20 protein-coding genes, 1 tRNA gene and 2 pseudogenes are annotated in these 22,773 nt (G+C 69.3%); 14 read left to right on the forward strand and 9 right to left on the reverse strand.

The window, feature by feature from the left end; genetic code table 11:
* The first annotated feature begins 24 nt into the window (after positions 1–24).
* Positions 25–498 (forward strand): hypothetical protein, encoded by a 474-nt coding sequence (locus QP029_RS08865; RefSeq protein ID WP_284873963.1) that lies wholly within the window; start codon positions 25–27, stop codon positions 496–498.
* Here the strand turns inward: QP029_RS08865 and QP029_RS08870 are convergent.
* Both QP029_RS08870 and QP029_RS08875 read right to left on the reverse strand, forming a co-directional pair.
* A pseudogene (locus QP029_RS08870) lies at positions 476–772 on the reverse strand (transposase); the annotation flags it as partial. The gene QP029_RS08865 and the pseudogene QP029_RS08870 overlap by 23 nt on opposite strands.
* Before the next feature lie 4 nt (positions 773–776).
* Positions 777–2,171 (reverse strand): IS30 family transposase, encoded by a 1,395-nt coding sequence (locus QP029_RS08875; protein WP_284876208.1) that lies wholly within the window; start codon positions 2,169–2,171, stop codon positions 777–779.
* A gap of 387 nt (positions 2,172–2,558) precedes the next feature.
* Here QP029_RS08875 and QP029_RS08880 point away from each other — a divergent pair, with 387 nt between their 5' ends.
* Both QP029_RS08880 and QP029_RS08885 read left to right on the forward strand, forming a co-directional pair.
* Entirely contained in the window at positions 2,559–3,653 is a 1,095-nt protein-coding gene (locus QP029_RS08880) for a PQQ-dependent sugar dehydrogenase (protein WP_284873964.1), read from the forward strand.
* A gap of 59 nt (positions 3,654–3,712) precedes the next feature.
* A complete protein-coding gene (locus tag QP029_RS08885; protein WP_284873965.1) occupies positions 3,713–5,278 on the forward strand; it encodes an aspartate:alanine exchanger family transporter in 1,566 nt (521 codons plus the stop codon).
* Between the two features lie 52 nt (positions 5,279–5,330).
* On the opposite strand, the gene QP029_RS08890 is transcribed toward QP029_RS08885, so the two are convergent.
* Positions 5,331–5,918 carry a septum formation family protein gene (locus tag QP029_RS08890; RefSeq protein WP_284873966.1) on the reverse strand — a complete coding sequence of 196 codons (588 nt, stop codon included), beginning with the start codon at positions 5,916–5,918 and terminating at the stop codon, positions 5,331–5,333.
* A 257-nt stretch (positions 5,919–6,175) separates the two neighbouring features.
* Between QP029_RS08890 and QP029_RS08895 the strand changes: the two genes are divergently transcribed.
* From QP029_RS08895 to QP029_RS08905, 3 genes are read left to right on the forward strand one after another with little or no spacing between them, the layout of a single operon-like run.
* Positions 6,176–7,162, forward strand: a complete 987-nt coding sequence (locus tag QP029_RS08895) for an FUSC family protein (protein WP_284873967.1) — start codon at positions 6,176–6,178, stop codon at positions 7,160–7,162.
* Between the two features lie 2 nt (positions 7,163–7,164).
* Positions 7,165–7,875: a hypothetical protein gene (locus QP029_RS08900; protein ID WP_284873968.1), complete on the forward strand. Its 711-nt coding sequence runs from the start codon at positions 7,165–7,167 to the stop codon at positions 7,873–7,875.
* Positions 7,872–8,417, forward strand: coding sequence for a hypothetical protein (locus QP029_RS08905; protein WP_284873969.1), 546 nt, complete (start codon positions 7,872–7,874; stop codon positions 8,415–8,417). The genes QP029_RS08900 and QP029_RS08905 overlap by 4 nt, the downstream gene beginning before the upstream one ends.
* 67 nt (positions 8,418–8,484) lie before the next feature.
* Here QP029_RS08905 and QP029_RS08910 read toward each other — a convergent pair whose 3' ends face one another.
* Positions 8,485–8,943 carry a GNAT family N-acetyltransferase gene (locus tag QP029_RS08910; protein WP_284873970.1) on the reverse strand — a complete coding sequence of 153 codons (459 nt, stop codon included), beginning with the start codon at positions 8,941–8,943 and terminating at the stop codon, positions 8,485–8,487.
* A gap of 9 nt (positions 8,944–8,952) precedes the next feature.
* Complete coding sequence (locus QP029_RS08915; protein ID WP_284873971.1) at positions 8,953–9,366, reverse strand: rhodanese-like domain-containing protein; 414 nt, start codon at positions 9,364–9,366, stop codon at positions 8,953–8,955.
* Between the two features lie 67 nt (positions 9,367–9,433).
* On the opposite strand from QP029_RS08915, the gene fdh reads away from it, so the two are divergent.
* From fdh to nrfD, 3 genes are read left to right on the forward strand one after another with little or no spacing between them, the layout of a single operon-like run.
* Complete coding sequence (gene fdh / locus QP029_RS08920) at positions 9,434–12,775, forward strand: formate dehydrogenase (protein WP_284873972.1); 3,342 nt, start codon at positions 9,434–9,436, stop codon at positions 12,773–12,775.
* Positions 12,765–13,775, forward strand: coding sequence for a 4Fe-4S dicluster domain-containing protein (locus QP029_RS08925; protein ID WP_432418673.1), 1,011 nt, complete (start codon positions 12,765–12,767; stop codon positions 13,773–13,775). Before fdh ends, QP029_RS08925 begins: the two co-directional genes overlap by 11 nt.
* Complete coding sequence (gene nrfD, locus QP029_RS08930; protein ID WP_284873973.1) at positions 13,772–14,896, forward strand: NrfD/PsrC family molybdoenzyme membrane anchor subunit; 1,125 nt, start codon at positions 13,772–13,774, stop codon at positions 14,894–14,896. The genes QP029_RS08925 and nrfD overlap by 4 nt, the downstream gene beginning before the upstream one ends.
* On the opposite strand, the gene selD is transcribed toward nrfD, so the two are convergent.
* Positions 14,883–15,869, reverse strand: coding sequence for a selenide, water dikinase SelD (gene selD, locus QP029_RS08935; RefSeq protein ID WP_284873974.1), 987 nt, complete (start codon positions 15,867–15,869; stop codon positions 14,883–14,885). The two genes, nrfD and selD, sit on opposite strands and share 14 nt — an antisense overlap.
* Before the next feature lie 66 nt (positions 15,870–15,935).
* Between selD and QP029_RS08940 the strand changes: the two genes are divergently transcribed.
* The 4 genes and pseudogenes from QP029_RS08940 to QP029_RS08955 all read left to right on the forward strand — a co-directional run bounded on the left by QP029_RS08940 (position 15,936) and on the right by QP029_RS08955 (position 19,701).
* Positions 15,936–16,030: transfer RNA gene (locus QP029_RS08940), tRNA-Sec, on the forward strand.
* A 25-nt stretch (positions 16,031–16,055) separates the two neighbouring features.
* Positions 16,056–17,350 (forward strand): annotated as a pseudogene (gene selA, locus QP029_RS08945) (L-seryl-tRNA(Sec) selenium transferase).
* Positions 17,351–17,353: 3 nt separating this feature from the next.
* Positions 17,354–19,141, forward strand: coding sequence for a selenocysteine-specific translation elongation factor (gene selB / locus QP029_RS08950; protein WP_284873975.1), 1,788 nt, complete (start codon positions 17,354–17,356; stop codon positions 19,139–19,141).
* Positions 19,141–19,701 (forward strand): mismatch-specific DNA-glycosylase, encoded by a 561-nt coding sequence (locus QP029_RS08955; protein ID WP_284873976.1) that lies wholly within the window; start codon positions 19,141–19,143, stop codon positions 19,699–19,701. Before selB ends, QP029_RS08955 begins: the two co-directional genes overlap by 1 nt.
* 20 nt (positions 19,702–19,721) lie before the next feature.
* On the opposite strand, the gene QP029_RS08960 is transcribed toward QP029_RS08955, so the two are convergent.
* From QP029_RS08960 to QP029_RS08970, 3 genes are read right to left on the reverse strand one after another with little or no spacing between them, the layout of a single operon-like run.
* The gene (locus QP029_RS08960; protein ID WP_284873977.1) at positions 19,722–20,495 is read right to left on the reverse strand and encodes a hypothetical protein; all 774 of its coding nucleotides are present in this window, start codon (positions 20,493–20,495) and stop codon (positions 19,722–19,724) included.
* A 27-nt stretch (positions 20,496–20,522) separates the two neighbouring features.
* Positions 20,523–21,332, reverse strand: coding sequence for an SDR family NAD(P)-dependent oxidoreductase (locus tag QP029_RS08965; protein WP_284873978.1), 810 nt, complete (start codon positions 21,330–21,332; stop codon positions 20,523–20,525).
* Entirely contained in the window at positions 21,332–22,030 is a 699-nt protein-coding gene (locus tag QP029_RS08970) for a superoxide dismutase family protein (protein ID WP_284873979.1), read from the reverse strand. Before QP029_RS08970 ends, QP029_RS08965 begins: the two co-directional genes overlap by 1 nt.
* 197 nt (positions 22,031–22,227) lie before the next feature.
* Between QP029_RS08970 and QP029_RS08975 the strand changes: the two genes are divergently transcribed.
* A complete protein-coding gene (locus QP029_RS08975) occupies positions 22,228–22,764 on the forward strand; it encodes an O-acetyl-ADP-ribose deacetylase (protein ID WP_284873980.1) in 537 nt (178 codons plus the stop codon).
* Positions 22,765–22,773 lie beyond the last annotated feature (9 nt).

Raw genomic sequence — 22,773 nt, forward strand, 5'->3', positions numbered from 1 at the left:
CTTGTGGTTGATATGGGGTACTCGGTGAAGACTGGGTTTTCCTCGCTGCTCTTGGACGAGGGCTATGCGCCTGTGGTGCGGTTCCCGAAGAATCGCCAGACGGTGTGGGCCAGCGACAATCCCGACCCAGTGAACGGTGGACAGTCAGCAGGGCCACTCCAGATTGACGGAGTCTTCTACTGCCCTTCGGCGATCTCCCTCGTGAAGGGAAAGAAGCCCATCGGCCGACTCAACGATCTGCTGGCCGACAAGGACGGGTTTGACGCGCGTGATCGAGTGCTCAAGCAGTTGTTTCCATTGATGATGGGAACGAACTCCCGCCCGCGCAAAGCTCGCGTATCCGCAGGACGTCCGTCCGCCTTCGAGGAACCGGAGGAAATGGACTGTTACAAGATCGAGCTTGTCTGTCCTGCTGTGCAAGGGAGGGTGAAGTGCCTGTTGGGGTGTCCCCCTTTGAGTGGACACGCGGGATTGATCAAGCAGCAGGCGCCACGGTAACAGCCGAGGCCATGTCTTCGAAAGCCCTCGGCGACAGGTAACTGATCCCGGAGTGCCGCCGACGGGTGTTGTATCTCGTGATCCACCGGAACACCTCCCGCCGACACTGAACCGGCGACGCCCAGCCACCAGAACCTTGCAGCGTCTCCCGCTTCAGCGAAGCGTTGAAAGACTCCGCCATCGCATTATCCGCACTCGACCCAATCCGCCCCATCGACTGGCGGATCCCCAGCCTCCGACAGGTGTCCTGAAACCCTGATGAGGTGTAGACGGCGGATTCAATCGGTGGTCGCAACACCAGGTTCTTGGGCCGATGGTAGCTGCTCTGTGAATACCTCGGCTGGGGTTTTCCAGTTGAGCACTTTCCTCGGCCGGTTATTTAACGTGTACGCGACCGCGGCGAGATCGTCAGCACCCCATCTCGACAGGTCGGTGCCCTTGGGGAAGTACTGTCGCAGCAGCCCATTGGTGTTTTCGTTCGTGGGCCGCTGCCAAGGCGAGTGCGGATCAGCGAAAAACACCGTGGTGCCGGTCTCGAACGCGAATCTGGCATGCTCTGCCAACTCCTTGCCTCGATCCCAGGTCAACGTCTTACGCAGTTGCTGCGGTAGATCCGTGATTGCTCGGGTGAGCGCATCAGCCATCGCGGTCGCGCCGTGGCCGGCCAAGGCCGGCCCGTTTTTCACTCGCGGCTGCTGCCCGTAGCCTGCAAGTCGTGGCAGGTGCACCAGCAGCACAGAGCGGCTCTTGCGCTCGACGAGCGTTCCGATCGCGGACTGGTGTGTGCCGATGATCAGATCCCCCTCCCAATGTCCAGGCACCGCGCGGTCCGCCGCTTCGGCGGGACGCTCGGAGATGACGACATCGTCTGTGACATGGCCTTGTGGCTTGTTCCGTGAACGCCGTCGTGGTTTCCGCAGCGCTCGACCAGTGCGTAGACACGTGACGAGCTCGCGCTTGAGTGCGCCGCGCCCCTGGATGAACAGCGACTGGTAAATCGCTTCGTGGCTGATCCTCATGGCACCATCATCAGGGAAATCAACTTTCAGCCGGTGCGAGATTTGTTCCGGGCTCCAACCCGTGACCCATTGACGGTCCTCTCGGTGTGGCTTGTTTCGTCCCTTCCAGCGCGGTGCATCGGGCCCCTGAACTACCGTCCCGTCCGGCAGACTGACGCTGCCCTCAAGGCGTTGTTGCACATAGTCACGCAGCGCGGTGTTGGTCACCAGTTTCGCTTGTTTGGGCCGCTTGGCCGCAGACTCGGCCTTCCACTGCGCAACGGAAGCCCGGTACTCCACTTCCCCGGCACGGGTCGCGGCGTTTCGCCGCAGTTCCCGGGAGACTGTCCCGGGATCGCGTCCGAGTCGTCGGGAGATCTCACGGACGCCGACATTTTGAACGTGTAACAGCGCGATCTCTTCACGCTCAGCAAAGCAGAGATAACGGCCAGCAGCTGGAGCAAGATCTAGTGGAGGCATACCTCCAGCATGGCGAAACCACCGCGTACCCACCGGTGCTGACACACCAACAGCAACCGCGGCATCCTCGCTCGTAAGCCCATCAGCGATCTGTACCCAGAATGCCCGCTCGACCTCCCGTCGCGGGGGCGGGCGCCCCGGAGAGCGCATCGGTTGTCGCACCGCTCGATCCGCATCCGCCTGACGACGTAGCATCACACACCTCCATGTCATCGAGGTGTTGCGACGACCAGTTGAATCCGCCCTGTTTGTCTGAGGCGATTGCGTCTGGTATCTGAGTTGGAGCGCGGTTTGCGTCCGCTGAGGTGTCAGTTATCTTCCAGGGCGCGCTGATTGGGTCTCACCCGAGAGGGAATCGTGGCGTTATCTCCGGGACTTTTTTGATCCTGTCTCGGGACTCCAGGCGCCGATCTATTGCCTCACCTCCGATTGAGAACCGCACCCCGCGTGCCGGCGCGCCCCGCTGGGGAGGAACCCGCGGCGGTCGACCGCCGTCATGGCGGTCCGGATCCGGTCGGCGTTCATGCTCCTGAGGGTACGCCCCGTGATGTGCCAGGATGGGGGCAACGACAAGGACGCCTCATGTACCGCACCCGACGATCCACCCGCCGCCTGCTCGCCACCACCTGCGTTGCCGTGGTCGCCTGGGCAGGAGTGACCGCCTGCGGGGAGGCGGGCGATACCGGGAATCTGCCGGAACCCGGCGCGACCAGCTCCGCGCACGACGAAGAGATCGACGTTGTGGCCACCGACCTGGACTCACCCTGGTCCATTGCCTTCCACGGGGAGACCGCGCTGGTCAGCGAACGGGACAGCGGCCGGATCCTGGAGCTGGGTGTGGCCGGTGCCAGTAGGGAGGTCGGCGTCGTCGACGCGGCGCAGCCGGGCGGCGAAGGGGGACTGCTCGGCATCGCGGTCCACGAGGGGGATCTCTACTCCTATGTCACGGCCGCTGACGGGGATCGGATCGAGCGACGGGAGCTGACCGGCGGGCCGGGTGAGCTGGGCCTCGGGGAGGTGGAGACGATCCTCGACGGAATTCCCGCCGCCCGGGTCCACAACGGCGGTCGGATCGCGTTCGGCCCGGACGGGAAGCTCTACGCCACCACGGGGGACGCGGGAGACACTTCGACGGCGCAGGACCGGGACTCGCTGGCGGGCAAGATCCTGCGGCTGGAGCCCGACGGGTCGGTACCGGCGGACAATCCCTTCCCCGACTCACCGATCTACAGCTACGGGCACCGCAATCCGCAGGGCATCGCGTGGGATGCGGACGGCACGCTCTACGCCACCGAGTTCGGCCAGAACACGTGGGACGAACTCAACGTCATCGAGCCGGGCGCCAACTACGGCTGGCCCGAGGTGGAGGGCGTGGCCGGGGACGGGCGTTTCGTTGATCCGGTGCAGCAGTTCCGGCCCGCCGACGCCAGCCCGAGCGGCATGGCGGTGGCCGGGGGTGCGGTCTACATCGCCGGGCTGCGGGGCGAGCGCCTCATCGAGGTCCCGCTGTCCGACGCCAGGGAATCAGACACCGCGACCGACGGGTACGGTCGTCTGCGGGACGTGATCGTCGCCCCCGACGGCGCGCTGTGGGTCCTGACCAACAACACCGACGGGCGTGGGCGGCCGGGGTCGGAGGACGACCGGATCCTCCGGTTCGACCCCCCGGAAGCGTGATCCGGCCCCGGCGTCACCACCGGCGGGACAAATGGTCATCTCTTTAATATGATGAGGGCATGATCGAGCTTCTCAGCGGGAACGTCATCCTCACCATCTTCCTGGTGATCGCCCTGGGCACCGCCTTCGGGTCCATCCCCTTCGGCCCCATCCGCTTCGGCGCGGCCGGCGCGCTGTTCGTCGGCCTCATCGTCGGCGCCTTCGTCGACCTCAATGACCCGATCCTCACCTTCCTCCAGGACCTCGGACTGGGCATCTTCGTCTACATGGTCGGACTCGAGGCCGGCGAGACCTTCTTCCGGGACCTCAAGGCCCAGCTCGGGATGATGCTCGCCTCCGTCGTCGCCGTGACTGTCGGCGCCGTCGTCGCCGTGGGCGCAGGTGGGCTCCTGAACATCAGCCGGGAGGTCGCGGTCGGCGTCTTCTCCGGCGCACTGACCTCCACGCCGTCACTGGCGCTGGCGCAGGAGCAGACCGGATCGGAGATCCCCGCGGTGGGCTACTCCATCGGCTATCCCACCGGCGTGGTCGTGGCCATCCTGCTCGTCGCCGTCACCATCGGACGCACCTGGAAGGCGAAGAAGGACCAGGAGAACGAGGACGAGAAGATCCTCCACCCCGTGACCATCGCCGTCGAGGTCGACGAGGTGGACATGGCCCAGCTCGACGAGAAGTACGGCGACCAGTTCGTCGTCTCCACCCTGCGTCATCACGGACGCGCCCGGGTCGCCGAGGACGAGGTCCCGTTGGAGCGGGGAGACGTCGTCGGCATCATGGCCACCCGCGCGGTCACGGACGACCTGGTCGCGGCGATCGGCCGGCGGGTCGCGGCTCGCCCGCTGATCGACGAGAAGGTCACCGTCCAGCACTTCACCGTCTCCAACAAGGACATCGCCGGAAACCAGGTCGGCAACCTCGCCCTGCCGGGGGCCTTCGGCGCCCGGATCACCCGGGTCCGTCGCGCCGACGAGATCTTCCTGGCCAACGACGACACCTACCTCGCCTACGGCGACATCGTCGAGGTCGTCCTGCCCGCCAAACGCCAGCGGGAGGTCAACAGCTACTTCGGCGACTCCATCCAGTCCTTCGCCGAACTGGACTGGATCGCGGTGGCAGGTGGCCTAGCCATCGGATTCCTCTTCGCTCTCATCCAGATTCCGCTGCCGGGCGGTTCCTCGTTCGCGCTCGGCGCCGCCGCGGGGCCGCTCATCGCGGGACTGATCCTCGGTGCCCTGCAGCGCACCGGTAAGACGGCGTGGCAGCTGCCCCGGTCGGCGAACTACACGCTGCGGCAGCTGGGCCTGATGATGTTTCTCGCGGCGGTGGGCACGGCTTCCGGCCCGGCGTTCGCCTCCACCGCCTTCTCCCTCCAGGGGCTCACGGCCATCCTGCTGGCGGTCCTCGTCAGTATCGCCGGCTGCGGCACCTTCCTCCTGCTGGCGGCCCTGCTGGGCAAGTCCGCCACGCGTGCCAACGGCGGTGTCTCCGGCATGCTCGGTCAGCCCGCGGTCCTGCAGTACGCGCTGGAGAACTCGTCAGACTCGCGCATCATGTCCGGCTACACCGCCACCTTCGCGGTGGCGCTGATCTTCAAGATCGTCATCATCCCCTTCCTCCTGGTGTAGGAAGGCGGGAATCGGTGACGGTGTGAGATCAGCAGGTCAGCAGGTCAGCGGGTCAGCGGTTCGAGCCCTCGAGGGAGCCGGTGGTGTCCACGCCGTCCTCGAAGACGACGCACAGCACCTCACGGTCGTCGGCCTCCCAGGTGTCGGGGGAGGGCTGCATCCAGGAGATGGAGAGCGCGGACTGCTCCCACGGGACGCCGACGAAGCCGGCGAAGGCCTCGACACAGCCGGTCTCGGCGTCGGTGTCGATGGTGTCCGGCATCTGGCCGTCGGGGCCCTCGGCGATGTCGAAGCCGTGGTAGATCTCGCCGGTGTGCGGCTGGGCGCAGTCGATGACGCCGACCTCCTCGATCGACCCCTCGCTGGTCTCGTCGGTGAGGCAGTCGCCGACGTTGAGGTCGAGGGAGTGGACCTGCTCCGGATCCTCGGCGGCGGCGCTGGTTCCGGAGGCGGCGGACGCCTCGGTCTCGGCGGGGGAGGACTCCGTTGCGGTGGCGGTGTCGGTGGCCTCGACGGTCTCCGTGGCGGTGGCGGTCGTCTCGGTGTCGGCCGTGTCATCGGAGCCGGAGCAGGCGGCCAGTCCGAGGGGGAGGGTGGCACAGGCGGCGGTGGCGAGGAAGAGTCGAGCAGTCTTGCGCATGGAGATCAGGTCCTATCGTTCGGCTACTTATGTGTGGGAAAGTATAAGCGCATAAATACCTGAGATGCTTGCCAACGGAAGAAAAATTGTGACGGCCGGCACCTCGTTCCCGTACCGCCGCGCTAACAAAACGCCCGGCAGCACGGACAATAGGGACATGTCCCCACGCCCGTCCGACCCCGCCAAAAAAACTTCGGTCCCCGTCGCCGCAGCCCCCGTCACCGCCCCCGCCGACGTTGAATCAGCGACTGTGGGGGATGCGACCGCCGTTTCTCGCCCTGTCGGAGCGGGCACGGCTGGGCCTGCCGACGGTGCTCATCCTCATCATCTTCCCCCTCGCCGGTTGCTACTTCGAGGGCCTGCTCGTCGGCCTGGGCACCTACCCGGTGCTCTTCGGCGCGATTCCGGACCGGGAGCACCGCGCCAAGGTGATGGCCGCGGTTGGGGTGGGCCTCATCCTGGCAATGAGCGTGGGCATCCTCGTCACCGGGAATCTGTGGTGGACCCTGGGCGCGTTCCTCGTCGTCGCGGTCGCCGGTGTCGCCCTCGACCAGGCGCTCCCGCTGGGCCCGCCCGGGCCGTACTTCTTCCTCCTCATGGTCGGCGGCGGCACCGTCGTCGGCCAGGCGGGCTGGACCGTCATGCAGTCGGCGGGCTGGCTCATCCTCGGCGCGGTCATCGCGTTTCTCGTCGCCGTCGCCGGCCGGGACAAGGGGACCGGCCCGCCGCCGGGCCGTCCGGTCGACTGGTTGATGTTCTGGCGGGTGAGCATCGGCGCCGTCGTCGTCTACGCCGCCCTCGACCTGACCGGGGATCCCCACCCGTTCTGGGGTCTGCTCGCCACCGTCCTCGTCCTGTGCTTCCTCGGCGACGGGCTGGTGCTCGGGGTCCGCGCCTTCCACCGCGTGTTCGGCACCGTGCTGGGCTTTCTCGGTTACTGGCTGTGGACCCTCATCCACCCACCGCAGGAGGTCGACTTCATCGCCATGGGCGTCCTGTTGTGGATCGTCATGGCCATCACCTCCCGTAACTACGGCTACGGCGTCTTCTTCATCACCATGCTCGCGCTGCTGATGACGCAGGCCCTGGCACCTGATGCGCCACCGCTCGACCTGGCGGCAGGGCGGGTCATCACCACCACGGCCGGCGCCGGCATCGCCGTCATTCTCGTGGCCCTGCTGCGCCCGTCCTCCCCGCGTCCCGACGAGCCCCGCCGCCGTGGCTTCGGCGCGATCTGGTGGTGATCATGGACCACGAGACCTACGACATGGTCGCCGCCCGGACCTTCACCGTCCCGCTCACCGGCCTGAACGACTACGGCTCCGGCCCCCGCACCTTCGCCACCCGCACCCGGGGTGGTGCCGTGTTCGTCCGCACGGAGATCAACCGGGAGAATTTCGGCGAACGCATGACCGGCCGCGAGCTGTGCACCCTCGTCCCCGCCGATCACGGTCTGGTCATCGACGGCGCGCTTGTCGACGCCGCCGTGGTCACCATCTGGCGCGAGCGCGCCACGGTGGACATCGCCACCGACCGGGCGGCCGCCGCCGCCCGCTACGGCACCGTCCCCGACCGCTATGTTCCCGTGCCTCCGGCGTCCACGGACCTGGCTTCCCTGCTGTATTCGCTGGCGAAGGAAGGGGTGGAGTTCGCCGGGGTGGTCCGCTTCCTCGGCGACGAGCACCGGGTGTCCGGCGATCTCCCACCCGAGCTGGTGGACGCGGCCGTGGCTGAACGGGCACGGCTGATCGCGCCGGCGGTAGGGGCGCCACTGTCCATCCACCTCAGCCCCGGCAACGGTACCGGGGACAGCAGCACCAACTTCGACCATGAACCGGCGTGGGACCCGGCCCCGGCGCCGGAGCAGTGGGTCGAGGAACTGGAACGCCACCCCCGGACCGAACCCTTCATCGCCGACTGGTGGCTGCTCAGACTACGACAGGCAGGTGCGCTGTGAGTTCCCCGTCCTACGAGCTCGGAAGCATCGGCAAGAAGCTGAGGAAGATGACCCTGGAGCAGTTCCGGGAGACCTGTGATCCGGCCGAGATCATCGCGCTGCGCGACCAGACCACCTATGACGACTGCTACGCCGGGCACAACGTGGTGCTCAGGACCCTGGGCAACCCGTCGCCGCGGGACCGGGTGGGCATTGTCACCGACCTGCTCGACCACGGCTGGGAAGTCGGGCGCATGGACCTGTTCATGCTGCTGGAGAACAAGAAGCGGGACGTGCCCGTGGAACTCCCGCTCGTCGAACGCCTCCTCGCCGGCGGCAGCGACCCGAACTACCTCGAACGCCGGGGGAGCCGTCCCGTCATGCTCCTGCTCCGGGGCTGGGTCAGCGACGAGGAGGCCGCCCCGATTCTCGACGCCATCCTCCGCGACGGGCGCTTCGAGCCGCACCAGCGCGCCACCGACGGACAGTCCGTGTGGCGCCGGCTGCACCAGAGTCGCCTGAACCGGGCGCAGAGCATCGACGCCATCCGCGCCTACTGTTAGCGCACCGGCCGGCCGATTCCCCGGCTGGGTGACATGCCTGAGAGATCCTTCGACCTGTGAGTCCGGGTCAGAACTTCAGGATCAACGTCCCCGGGTCGAACCCGGACCCTGCGGGCAGGAAACCGTGGCGCTCGTAGAGGTGGCGCGCCGGGTTGCCCTGCTCCACGCTCAGGCTGATGCCGGGGTAGCCACGCTGACGGGCGAGTGCGGTGATCTCGGTGAGCAGCTGGCCGCCCAGGCCCATCCCGCGGTGGCCCTCGGCCACCCAGATGCTCAGTTCGGGAACGGATTCCTCGACGAAGCCGTAGCCGGGGTCGTCCGCGGAGAAGAAGCGCAGCCACACGACGCCGACGGGGCCGCCGTCCTCGGCGACGAGGCCGACATCGGAGCTGATGTAGTGGGCGAGTTCCGGTGTCGACAGGACGTCGTCCGGGGTGTAGCGGGGTGCGGCACGGTTGATGTTCTCCAGGGTCGCCTGGGCGAGCAGGTCCTGCTCGTCGGCGCGGAGCGGTCGCAGGGTGGTCATGAGACCAGCCTACGGACGGACATCGACCGGGCCGTGGTGCAGCGGCAGACCGGCAGCCGTCCAGGCGTCGAACCCGCCGATGATGTCGGTCGCCCGGTGCAGGCGCATGAGCCGCAGGTTCCAGGCCGCCAGCGAGGAGGAGTAACCGTGCCGGCAGAACAGGATGATCCGCCGGTCGAGGTCGGTGGCCTCCGGGATGCGGTGGTCGAAGCCGGGGTCGAGCCGCCAGGGCAGGACCGTCAGATCGATGGCGATGGCCCCGGGGACACCCGCCGCGGACGCGCGGTGGGTGGCGGTGCGGACGTCGATAAGCAGCGCACCCTCGTGATGTTCCGCCCACGCCTGCTCCGGGGTGAGCCGGTCGAGCTGGCCGCGGACCCGGGTGAGCAGGTCCATGGAACCGGAGGCGGAGAAGGACATCATGGCGGCGAGCATACGCCACGCGGCCAGGGTGGATGTGACGGAGCTGACAGCTTGCTAGGGTGGGGGCATGTCCAGAATCAGCCCGTTGAACTGGCCGGTGATCCGGCAGTTGAAGGACGGCGACCCCTTCGGCCGCGCCCACAATGTGCAGTCGAGGAAGAGCGCTGAGCTCAACGCCCGCGTGACCGAGGCCGACCGAGTGGTCAAGAGCGTGTGCCCCTACTGTGCCGTCGGCTGCGGCCAGCTCGTCTACGTCAAGGACGAGAAGGTCATCCAGATCGAGGGCGACCCGGATTCGCCGATCTCCCGCGGGCGCCTGTGCCCCAAGGGTTCGGCCTCCGAGCAGCTGGTCAACTCCTCCACCCGGGTCACCGAGGTGCTCTACCGCGCCCCGAAGGCGAAGGAATGGCAGAAGCTCGACCCGGAGCAGGCGATGGACATGATCGCCGACCGGTTCATCGAGTCCCGCCGCAACGGCTGGCAGGACACGGACCAGCACGGCCGCCCCGTCAACCGGACGATGGGCATCGCCGGCCTCGGTGGCGCGACACTGGACAATGAGGAGAACTACCTCATCAAAAAGCTGTTCACCGCCGCCGGCGCCATCCAGCTCGAGAACCAGGCGCGCATATGACACTCCGCCACGGTTCCTAGTCTAGGAACCTCGTTCGGCCGCGGCGGCGCGACCCAGCCACTGCAGGACATGGCGAATGCGGACTGCATCGTCATCCAGGGGTCAAACATGGCCGAGGCTCACCCGGTGGGATTCCAGTGGGTGATGGAGGCCAAGAAGCGTGGAGCGAAGCTCATCCACGTCGATCCGCGCTACACCCGTACCTCCGCGGTGGCGGACCGTCACATCGGCATCCGTGCCGGCAGTGACGTCGTGCTGCTCGGTGCGCTCATCAGCTACGTCATCGAGAATGACCTGTGGTTCAAGGACTACGTCCTGCACTACACCAACGCCTCGACGCTGATCAACGAGGACTTCGAGGACACCGAGGACCTCGACGGCCTGTTCTCCGGCTACGACCCGGAGACCGGGCAGTACGACATCGACACCTGGGCCTACCAGCGTGCTGACGACTCCACCGCGCCCGTCGACGGGGAGACCGACAACCAGGAGGAGGAGCACCAGGAGGCCGGCTGGGCCGAGTCCACCGGCTCCGGTGGCCAGCCGCTGGACACCTGGCAGTTCAAGAAGGACGAGACGCTCCAGGACCCGAACACGGTGTTCCAGATCCTGCGCCGCCACTACTCCCGCTACACCCCGGAGATGGTGGAGGAGACCTGCGGAATCCCGGTCGAGGACTTCCACTACCTCGCCGAGGCCATCACGCAGAACTCCGGCCGCGAACGCACCACCTGCTTCGCCTACGCGCTCGGCTGGACCCAGCACACTCTGGGCGCCCAGTTCATCCGCACCTCGGCGATCCTCCAGCTGCTGCTGGGCAACATGGGTCGGCCCGGCGGCGGCATCATGGCCTTGCGCGGCCACGCGTCCATCCAGGGCAGCACGGACATCCCGACGCTGTTCAACCTGCTGCCGGGTTACCTGCCCATGCCGACGGTGGAGGAGCAGTCCTTCGACGACTACCTGTGGACGGTGACCAACCCGAATCAGGCCGGTTTCTGGCAGAAGGGCGACACCTACGCCGTCAGTCTGCTCAAGGCCTACTTCGGTGAGCACGCCACCGCGGAGAACGACTGGGGCTTCAACTGGATACCCAAGCTCACCGGCGCGCACTCGACCTACCACACGCTGCAGGCCATGCTGCGGGACCAGGTCGAGGGCTACCTGGTGTTCGGCCAGAACCCGGCCGTCGCCCAGTCCCACGGCCGCCTCCAGCGCCTCGGCCTGTCCCACCTCAAGTGGTTGGTGGTCCGGGACTTCCAGGTCATGGAGACCGCCACCTTCTGGAAGGACTCCCCGGAGGTGCTCTCCGGTGAACTCAAGACCGAGGACATCGAGACCGAGGTGTTCTACCTGCCCGCGGCCAACCACGTGGAGAAGTCGGGTACGTTCACCCAGACCCAGCGCATGCTGCAGTGGCGCTTCCAGGCGAAGAAACCGCCGGGCCAGGCGACCAGCGAGCTCCAGTTCTTCCACGACCTGGGCGTCCGGATCCGGGAGAAGCTCGCCGGTTCCGATGATCCGCGTGATCTGCCGCTGCTCAACATGACGTGGGACTACCCCGTCGACGAGCACGGTGACCCGGACGCGGAGGCGGTGCTCAAGGAGATCAACGGCTACCACCTCGCCGGGGAGAGGGCGGGCGAGCTGCTGAGCAACTTCACCGAGATGAAGGCCGACGGCTCCACCTCGGGTGGCTGCTGGATCTACTCCGGCGTCTACGCGGACGGGGTCAACCACTCCGCGAAGAAGCGCCCGGGCTCCGAGCAGAACGAACTCGCCATGGACTGGGGCTGGGTGTGGCCGGTCAACCGCCGCCTGCTGTACAACCGCGCCTCCGCCGACCCGGACGGAAAGCCCTGGTCGGAGCGCAAGAAGTACGTGTGGTGGGACGAGTCCCAGGGCAGGTGGGTCGGCGACGACGTCCCCGACTTCCCCGTGGGGCTGCGCCCGGACCACCGCCCGGACGTCAACGACGTCGGTCCCGCGGCACTGTCCGGCACCGACCCGTTCATCATGCAGGCCGACGGCAAGGGCTGGCTGTATGCGCCCAAGGGCATGGTCGACGGTCCGTTGCCCACGCACTACGAGCCGCAGGAGTCGCCGGTGGGCAACGCCCTCTACGGGCAGCAGCAGTCCCCGGCCCGCCTGACGTTCCCGGGCGAGGACAACCTGTCGCGCCCGGCACCGGGTGAGTTCGGGTCGGACATCTACCCGTTCGCCTTCTCCACCTACCGGCTCACCGAGCACTACACCTCGGGCGCGATGACGCGGGCCCTGCCGTACCTGGCGGAGCTGCAGCCGGCGCTGTTCTGTGAGGTCTCCCCGGAGCTCGCGGAGCTGCGCGGCCTGGAGAACGGCGGCTGGGCGACGATCATCTCCCCGCGTGGCGTCATCGAGGCGCGCGTCCTGGTCACCGAACGCATGCCCGCCATGGTGATCAACGGGCAGGAGTACCACAACATCGGCCTGCCCTTCCACTGGGGCAACGGACCCTACGCGCCGGTCACCGGCGACGGCCCGAATGACCTGCTGGGCATCACCCTCGACCCGAACGTGGCCATCCAGGCCTCCAAGGTCGGTGCGTGTGACATCCGGCCGGGCCGACGTCCGGAGGGTGCGGAACGCGACGATCTGACCAGGCTGTACCAGGTCCGGGCCGGACTCACGTCGGCGTCGGGCAACGAGAAGCTCACCGACCCGGAGGAGCTGGCCGAACTCGAGGACCTGGACCGGATGAGGAACGCAAGAAAGGAGGACGACCGTGACCGTTAAATCGACGAACCAGGTGACCGAGTATCCCGATCACGTCGGTTACGCCGAGGACTCCCGGCAGGCCTTCTTCACCGACACCTCCGTGTGCATCGGGTGCAAGGCCTGCGAGGTGGCGTGCAAGGAGTGGAACCGCAACCCGGTCGAGGGCTACGAGCTCTCCGGCAACTCCTACGACAACACCGGCTCCCTCGGCGCGGACACGTGGCGGCATGTGGCGTTCATCGAGCAGGACCAGGACCGCATCGAGCAGGCCCGCGAGTCCGGTCGTGCGCTGGTGGGGCTGGGGATGCCGTCGGTGGGCAACCCGGCTGATACCGCACCGTCCGTTGCCGGGGAACCGGTCCACCCGGACACCCCGGACTTCCGGTGGTTGATGTCCTCCGACGTGTGCAAGCACTGCACCAACGCCGGCTGCCTAGACGTCTGCCCGACCGGGGCGCTGTTCCGCACGGAGTTCGGCACCGTCGTGGTGCAGGATGACGTGTGCAACGGTTGCGGCACCTGCGTGGCGGGTTGCCCCTTCGGCGTCATCGAGCGCCGCGCCGACGGCGGCGTGGAAAAGCGGGACACCCGCGAGGGCGAGGACTTCACCGAGGGGGTGTCCGCCAAGGCCCGCAACATCGGCGTCGCCCAGAAGTGCACCCTGTGTTATGACCGCCTCAAGGACGGCCTCCAGCCGGCCTGCCAGAAGGCCTGCCCGACCGAGTCCATCCAGTTCGGCGACCGCGACGAGATGCTGCGCCGCGCGCATGAGCGGCTCGCCGTACTGCACTCGCAGGGGAAGGCGGAGGCGCGTCTCTACGGGGCGAACGACCTCGACGGCGTCGGTGGGACGGGATCGATCTTCCTGCTTCTCGACGCCCCCGAGGTCTACGGCCTGCCCCCGGACCCGCGCGTGCCCACCGCCGACCTGCCCGCAATGGCGAAGAAGGCCGCCCTCGCCGCCGCCGGCATGGCCGCCGCCGTCGTCGGTTCCTTCCTGATCGGAGCGCGCACGTGACCAACCAGTTCGACAACTACCGCGACCCGGTCGAACCCCGCCGCCGGAAGGGACAGGGTGGCCCGGGCGGCCCGGGCGGCCCCGGCGGGAAGAAGCGCCGTCGCCGGGGCGCCGGCGCCATGGACGGCTCCCGTGAGGAGCGCATGGTCCCGGACATGCAGTTCGAGTCCTACTACGGAAAACCGGTGGTCAAGGCCCCGCCGTGGGAGTGGCCCATCGGTGCCTACCTCTTCCTCGGCGGCGTCGCCGGCGGCTCCTCCCTGCTCGGCCTCGGCGCCCAGCTGACGGACCGCCCGATCCTGCGCCGCAACTCCCGCCTGGCCGCGATCACCGCGGCCGGTGCGGGTTCGCTGGCGCTCATCGCGGACCTCGGCCGACCGGAGCGCCTGCTCAACATGTTCCGGGTGGTCAAACTGTCCTCCCCGATGAACCTGGGATCCTGGCTGCTGGCCGGCTTCAGCACGATGGCGGCGGTCGCCGCGGCGGCCGAGGTGGATGACCTCACGGGTCGGAGGCTGCCGCTGCCCGAGATGGTCCGCACCGTCACCCACCAGGCCGCCGCTCCGACGGCGGGCGCGGTGGCCGGAGCCCTCGGCGCGCCGCTGGCGGTCTACACCGCGGTGCTGTTCGGCGACACCTCCAACCCGGCGTGGAACGCGGCGAAGTACCACCTGCCGTTCCTGTTCGTCAGCTCCGCGTCGGCCGCCTCGGGTGGCCTGGCGATGATCACCACACCCGTCAACGAGGCAGGCCCAGCCCGCGTCCTCGCCGCGACGGGCGCCGTCTGCGATGTCGCCGTCACCAAGGCGATGCACTCGCAGCTCGACGAGGTTTCCGTCGAGCCGTACCACCACGGCACCGCCGGAAAGCTCATGACCTGGGCGGAGCGCCTGGTCATCGCCGGTGGCGTGGGCACCCTCCTGGCCGGGCGCCACCGTGTCGGCGCGGCCCTGTCGGGTGCCGCGCTGCTCGCCGGATCGGCGCTGACCCGCTTCGGCGTGCTCGAGGCCGGCCACCACTCGGTGACCGACCCGAAGTACGTCGTCGAGCCGCAGAAGGCCCGCCTCGCACAGCGTCAGCGGGCCGGCGACACGGGCGACAACATCACTACCGGACGGTGACGGTCCCCGGTTCGCCCGCGGTGATCTCCCCGATGACGGGGTAACCGGGCACCTCGCCGATGAGCAGCAGGCCGCCGGAGGTCTGGGCGTCCGCAAGCAGGATGAGGTCCTCCTCGCTGACCCCGTCCGCGCTCAGGTGCGGGCGGACCCAGTCGAGGTTGCGGCGCGAACCACCGGAGATGAACCCGTCGCGCAGGGCCTCATCGGCACCGTCGACATGGGGGACGGCCGTGTGGTCGATGACCGCGGAGACCCCCGAGGCACGGGCCATCTTGTACAGGTGGCCGAGCAGCCCGAAGCCGGTGACGTCGGTGGCGGCCTTGACCCCGGCCTCGACCGCGGCGCGGGAGGCGTCGCGGTTGAGGGCGGTCATCGTCGCGATCGCCGCCTCGAAGACCTCGCCGGTGTTCTTGTGCCGGTTGTTGAGCAGACCGACGCCGATGGGTTTGGTGAGGGTGATGGGAAGGCCGACAGTGGCGGCGTCGTTACGCATGAGCTTGTCGGGATCGGCGATGCCCGTCGCCGCCATGCCGTAGAGCGGCTCGGGGGAGTCGATGGAGTGCCCGCCGGTCACCGGCGCACCGGCCTCGTTGGCCACATCCATGCCGCCGCGCAGCACCTCGGTGAGCAGCTCGAGGGGGAGCTTCTCCCGCGGCCAGCCGACCAGGTTGATGGCGGTGACCGGGCGTCCGCCCATGGCGTAGACGTCGGAGAACGCGTTGGCCGCGGCGATGCGGCCCCAGTCGTAGGCGGAGTTGACCACCGGGGTGAAGAAGTCGGCGGTGGAGATCACCGCGAGGTCGTCGGCGATGCGCACCGCGGCGGCGTCGTCCCCGTCGTCGAGACCGACGAGCACGTCCGGGTCGGTCACCCCCGTCAGGCCGCGGACGGCCTCCTCGAGCTCGCCGGGCGGGATCTTGCAGGCGCAGCCGCCACCGGCGGCGAAACTGGTGAGGTCAACGGGGGAGGTCATGAATCCGACCCTAGCCCGCCCGCCTCATGTCCGTCCACGATTCCGCCCGGTGCTACCCTGACCGGCGGAGGCGTACGTGTCCTGGTGGGCGCCCCGGTCTTCAAAACCGGTGAGGCCGAGTATCTCGGTCTGGCGAGTTCGATTCTCGTCCGTCTCCGCCAGTCGTATCCGGCGAAAGGACCAGCGGTGGACCCGCGTCGACGTATCCCGCGCACCGACGACCTGCTCCGGCTCGAGGCCGTGGACGCTGCCCGTGGCCGCCTGTCCGACCAGGTCATCCGGGGTGTCATCGCGGACGCGCAGCAGGCCGCCCGCACCGAGGAGATCACCCCGGATGAGGTCGCGGACCGCGTCACCGCGCGCCTCGCCGGCACCCCGGTCGCGTCCCTGACCCCGGTGATCAACGCCACCGGCGTGGTCATCCACACCAACATCGGCCGCGCACCACTGTCCCCGGCCGCCACATCGGCGCTTGTCGACGCCGCCGGCTACGTCGACGTCGAGATGGACCTGGCCACCGGCCTGCGCTCGAGCGACCGCGGGGCCGGTGCGATCCGCGCACTGGTCGCCGCCTGCCCCGGCGCGGAGGACGCCCTGGTGGTCAACAACGGCGCGGCCGCCCTCCTGCTGGCCACGACGGCGCTGGCTGAAGGCGGTGAGCTAGTCATCAGCCGCGGTGAGCTCATCGAGATCGGCGCCGGGTTCCGCCTGCCCGAGCTCATCGAGACCGCCGACGTCCGCCTCCGGGAGGTCGGGGCGACCAACCGGACGCATGTCGCCGACTACGAACGTGCCGCCGGGGAGCAGACGCGGGCGATCCTCAAGGTCCACCCCTCCAACTTCCGGATCGAGGGCTTCACCGCCGAGGCCACCGTGCCGCAGCTGCGCGAGGTGGCCGACGCCCGCGGCCTCCGCCTCATCGTCGATCTCGGTTCCGGCCTGCTCGTCCACGACCTGGCGCTGCCCGAGGAACCGGACGTCTCCGCCCAGCTGCTCGCCGGCGCGGACGTGGTCATCGCCTCCGGCGACAAACTCCTCGGCGGGCCGCAGGCCGGCATCCTGCTCGGCCGCCGGGAGGTCATCGCCCGGCTGAAGATGCATCCGCTGGCGCGGGCGGTGCGTATCGACAAACTCCGCCTCGCCGCCCTCGAGGCGACGCTGACCGGCGGGGACACCCCCGTCCGCCGGGCACTGCACGCCGAGCCCGCGGCGTTGAAGGCGCGTGCCGAGGCGCTGGCCGCCCGCGTCGGGGGGACCGTCGTGCCGCATGACGGCCGCGTCGGCGGGGAGGGGCCCCCGGTGTCCCGCTCCCGGGGTGGGCCGTGTCCCTGCCGGAGTCACTGGCCGGGCGGCTGCGGACCGGTGACCCCGTCGTCCTGCCGCGCGTCCACCAGGGCGCGTGCCTGGTGGACCTGCGCTGCGTGCCCACCGACCTGGACGACACCGTCGCCGAGGCGATCCTGAGAGCCCAGGGGGAGTAGCCCATGTACGTCGTCGCCACCGCAGGGCACGTCGACCACGGAAAATCCACCCTGGTCACGGCGCTGACCGGCATGGAACCGGACCGCTGGGAGGAGGAGAAGCGCCGCGGTCTGACCATCGACCTCGGGTTCGTGTGGACCACCCTGCCCTCCGGCCGGGATGTCGCCTTTGTCGACGTCCCCGGACACGAACGCTTCATGGGCAACATGCTCGCCGGCGTCGGCCCGTCGCCGGTGGTGTGCTTCATCGTCGCCGCCGACGAGGGCTGGCAGGCCCAGTCCACCGACCACCGTGACGCCGTGCAGGCCCTCGGCATCGACCGGGGCGTCATCGTCCTCACCCGTGCCGACCGTGCCGACGAATCCCACCGCGCCGAGGTGGCCGCCCGGGTGCGTCACGAGTTCGCTGGAACCCCGCTTGCTAACGCCCCCGTGGTCACCGTCTCCGCCCGTACCGGCGAAGGGCTCGACGAGCTCCGTCGGGTCCTCGACGAGGTGCTCGCCGACGCCGGCACCCCGGACGACTCTGCCCGGGTGCGCCTGTGGATCGACCGGTCCTTCACCGTCCGAGGCTCCGGCACCGTGGTCACCGGCACTCTCGCCGCCGGGTCCCTGGCCGTGGACGACCGGCTGCTTCTCCACGGTGCCTCTGGCCCCCGGGAGGTCACGGTCCGCGGGCTGCACAGTCAGAACGCCCCGCACCGGGCCATCGGGCCCGTCAACCGGGTCGCCGTCAACCTCCGCGGCGAATCCACCGACGAGATCCATCGCGGGGACGCCCTGCTCACCCCCGGTGCCTGGCCGGACGTCGACGTCATCGACGTCCGCCGAGTCACCGGTGAGCAGTTCACCCAGGCCCCCTCCGAGGTCGTCGTCCACGTCGGCACGGCCGCCCTCGAGGCCGCCTTCCGGCCCTTCGGCCAGGACCACGCACGCCTCACCCTCCGGCGGTCGTTGCCGCTGGTCATCGGCGATCGGCTGGTCCTGCGCCGGCCCGGCGACCGGGCCGTCTACGCCGGGGTGCAGATCCTCGACGTCGATCCACCCGAGCTGACCCGCCGCGGCGACGGACACCGGCGTGCAGCGTCTCTCGCCGCGACGCCGGACGGTGGTGACGTGCTCGCCGAGGTGGCCCGCCGCGGGGCGGTCCGCCACGGTGACCTGCTCACCATGGGATTCGACGTCTCCGACACGCCCCCGACGGGAGTGGTGGCGCTACGCGACTGGTGGATCCACGTCCCCCGGCTCGGCCGCTGGCGCGACACCCTCCTGGCCGCCGTGCAGCGCCAGGCCGAGGCCGACCCGCTCGCTGCCGGCCTGAGCCGCGGTGCCGCCCTCGGTATCCTCGACCTTCCCGACGGTTCCCTCCTCGGACTGGTCGTCGCCGCCGCGAAACTCGAGCAGTCCGACGGCCTGCTCCGCCTGCCCGGCACGACGGTCGACCTGGGTGCGGCCGAACCGGCGGTCGCCCGCCTGGAGACCCGGCTGCGCGCCCGCCCCTTTGACGCCCCGGAGGCCGACGAGCTCCGCGACCTCGGCCTGGGGCCGAAAGAGCTCGCCGCCGCCGAACGGGCCGGGCGTCTCCTGCGCCTCGAAGCCGGCGTCATCCTCCTGCCCGACGCGCCCGCCGTCGCCCTGGCCCGCCTGCGCGGACTCGACCAGCCCTTCACCACCTCCCAGGCCCGGAAGGCCCTGGACACCACCCGCCGCGTCGCCATCCCCCTGCTCGAGCACCTCGACTCCCAGGGGAAGACCCGGCGCCTCGACGGCGGACACCGGAAGGTCCGCTGATGGGTTTCACCCGTGACGAGCTGGAGGCCTGCCGCGGCCGTAGCCTGCCCGACCTGCTGCCGGACCCGCTGAACCTGCTGTTCGTGGGCATCAATCCGTCCCTGTGGACCATCGCCGCTGGCGCGCACTTCTCCCGCCCCGGCAACCGCTTCTACCCGGCGTTGTACGAGGCCGGCATCACGGACACGCGTATTAACGCCGCCGCCGGCTTCACCGACGCTGACCTCCGCCAGCTCACCGACCGGGGCATCGGCATCACCAACCTGGTTCCCGTCGCCACCGCCCGGGCCGACGAGCTTGACGACGCCGACCTCATCGCGGGCCGTGCCCGCCTCGACGCCCTCGTGCGCGAGCATCACCCCCGGGTCGTCGCTGTCCTCGGTGTCGGCGCCTACCGGACCGCCTTCCACGACCGGAAAGCCAAGGTCGGACGGCAGGAATCCCCCTGGCCGGGCATCGAGCTGTTCGTCGCCCCGAACCCCAGCGGGCTCAACGCGCACTACCGGCTCGCCGACCTCGCCGAGTCATACGGGGAGATCGCCCGCGCGGCGGGGATCTGACTGCGACGTGGCAATCGAGTTCAGTCAATCACAGGAACTGGGGGCGGACCGGGAAGGGGAGTCGAGCCGGCGGGCGCGGGTTCGGCGAGCTCCTCTGCGGGCATCGTCACGGCCCAGGCGCCGGGGGTGACCTCGGGCTCGGGTTCCGGGAGCGGTGGCAGTTCCGGCAGGGTCACCGGGTCACCCGGACCGAGATCGAGGAACGCTGTTTCGCCGAGGGAGAACAGGCGCACGGCGGGCCGGTCCACGCCGGCGGTGCGGCCCAGGACGCGCCCGGCGTCGGCGGGGGAGAGGGTGGCGATGACGCGGTCGTCGAGAAGCACGTCTGCGCCGGAGACGGTGACCAGGTACTGGCCGTCGGGTTCGGCGGCGTCGACAAGCACGGGTTCGCCCTGGGGGAGGACGCGGTGGCCGGGTAGCTGGTTGCGCGGCAGGATGAGCGCCGGGTCGGGAAGTTCGATGGTGACCACGAGGCGGCCGGCCTCCCGGTCGACGCAGACCCGGGCACAGGTGCCGGCCTGCTGATGGGAGGCGGTGACGTGATCGATGCCCGGGTAGGCCTGCCGGGCCTCGGCGGGCAGGGAGCCGATCGTGCCGTACCCCCACCGGATACGCCAACCACCGTCGGCCAGATCGGGGACGAGGGCGACGTCGATGAGCGTGCCGTCCGGCTCGATGAGTTCGGCGGTCCGCAGCTGGGAGAAGAGGATGGCCTGGTTGACGCGCTCGACCGGCAGGACATGGACGTCCAGACCCGCCGGAGGGCGGGCGAGGGGATAGGTGGGAACGGCCATGACTGACAGCCTAGTCAGGCCACCCGGTCAGTCGCTGTCCCCAGTCCCCGCCAGCTCCACGCTGGCCTCCCACAGCTCCGCCCGCAGGTCCGGGTCATAGGCCTCGGGCAGGGCGTGGGCTTCGGTGGTGCCGGTGAAGTACTTCCCGGTGCCCACATCGTGGGTGATCAGGTGCATCGTCGCCGCGACTCCGGTGGCCAGGTCATCGACGGTGTACCCCCACCCCTCCTTCACCATCGCGGTGGGCATGAGGGTCGCGGGGTGGAGGCTGTTGACGGTGACCTGGTCCGCCGGAACCCGCTGGGCGAGATGGAACCCCGTGGCGATCATCGCCAGCTTCGACTGGGCGTACGCGCGGGATCCGGTGTAGCCCTGCTTGAGGTGCAGGTCACGGAGGTCGAGCGGGTGCTGGGCCGCTGAGGCGACGTTGACGATCTTCCCCGGTGCCGCCGCCTTGAGCAGCGGCAGCAGGAGCAGGGAGAGAGTGAACGGCGCGAGGTGGTTGACCGCCAGCCGCAGTTCGCTGCCGTCGGCGGAGACCTCGCGGACGTTACCCCGACCCTGGCCGATGCCGGCGTTGTTGACCAGCACGTCCAGGCGGTCGGTGAGGGCGTGGATCTCCTCGGCCAGTTCCAGGACCTGCGCCCGGTCCGACAGGTCCGCCACGACGAGATCGATCTCGGCCTCGGCGCCGGCCAGCTCGGCATGGAGTTCGCCGAGTTTCTCCGGGTCACGGCCGTGGAGGATCAGCCGACCGGGCTCCTGGCTGAGTGCCTGCGCGAGACCGCGGCCCAGGCCACCGGTGGCACCGGTGAGGAGAATGGTCCGTTCCATCATCAGCGCCCGATGACGCCGCAGGCGAGGCGGTCACCGGCGTCGCCGGCCCCGGTGGTGTCCTCGTCCGGGCCGTCGGCGGCGTAGCGCTCCGGGATGTGGGCGTAGTTGTCCGGGTCGGCGTGGATGATCACCGCGGTGCCGTCCTCGTCCTTAAGATCCGCCAGGGTGATGCGGTCGGTGGTGAAGGACAGGGACGCGTCGCCGGAGTTCTGGACCAGTAGCTGCGGAAGATCACCGGCGTGATCCGGGTGATCCGCCTCGTCGCTGCCGAGGTGCCCGCCGGCGGAGAGGAAGTCACCGGTGTCGGCAGGGCCGTCCGGGGCGGCGGAGTCGGTCTCGCACACGCCGGCGCCGTGGAGATGGAAGCCATAGAAGCCGGGCTCCATGCCGCTCAGGGACGCGGTCACCTCGACGGCGGAGTCGGTGCCGTCGGCCTCGGTGAACTGGACGGTGCCCAGTTCGGTGCCGTCCGCGTCGGTGAGGGTGGCGGAGGGGCCGTCGGCGGCCGCGGTGGTGGTCTCGGACACCGCCTCGGTGGGGTCGGTGGTGGCTGCGGTGTCGGCCGCCGTTGCGGTGTCAGTCTCTGCGTCAGTGGCGGTGTCGGTGGTGGTGTCGGCGTCATCGGTTGCGCAGGCGCTCACGGTGACCAGGGCGGTGGCGCCCAGTGCGGCGAGGGCGGTGCGGGTGAGGTGTCGCATGAGGTGTCTCCTTCTGACGTCAGGGGTCATTCCAGTGGTCATCGTGAGTGATGGCGAACTGGCGGGGAAAGACTCCTCTGTCGCGGTGTTCGTGGGCGGAACCCTTCCGGGCCTGCTCGGCTCTGGTATTCCCCACAATACATATAATCGGCAACGCATTCATTGCCCCCGGGGAGAGCGATGCCTACGTTCGCAGCATGGACCTACGCATCGAACCCGGAGACATCACCACGATCCACGTGGACGCCGTGGTCAACGCCGCGAACTCCCGCCTGCTCGGGGGCGGCGGAGTGGACGGCGCGATCCAGCGCAGGGGAGGCGGGGAGATCCTCGCCGAGTGCCGCCGCCTGCGGGAGACCACGCTGCCGGAGGGGCTGCCCGCCGGTCAGGCGGTGGCCACCACGGCGGGGAAGCTGCCCGCGAGATGGGTCATCCACACCGTCGGCCCGGTCCACGCGAAGAAGGAGGACCGCTCGGACACCCTCGCGTCCTGCTACCGGGAATCCCTGCGGGTGGCGCACGAGATCGGCGCCCGCACGGTGGCCTTCCCGGCGATCTCCGCGGGAATTTACGGCTGGTCGATGGATGACGCGGCCCGCATCGCGGTGACCACAGCGGCATCCATGGCGGACGAGGTCGGCGGCGTCGTCGATGAGGTGGTGTTCGTCCCCTTCGGTGACGCCGCCACGGCCGCGTTCGAGGCGGCGCTGGCCGAGGTCAACGCCGGGCGGTAGTCGACGCCA

The organism is Corynebacterium suedekumii, assembly GCF_030252185.1.
Lineage (GTDB): Bacteria > Actinomycetota > Actinomycetes > Mycobacteriales > Mycobacteriaceae > Corynebacterium > Corynebacterium suedekumii.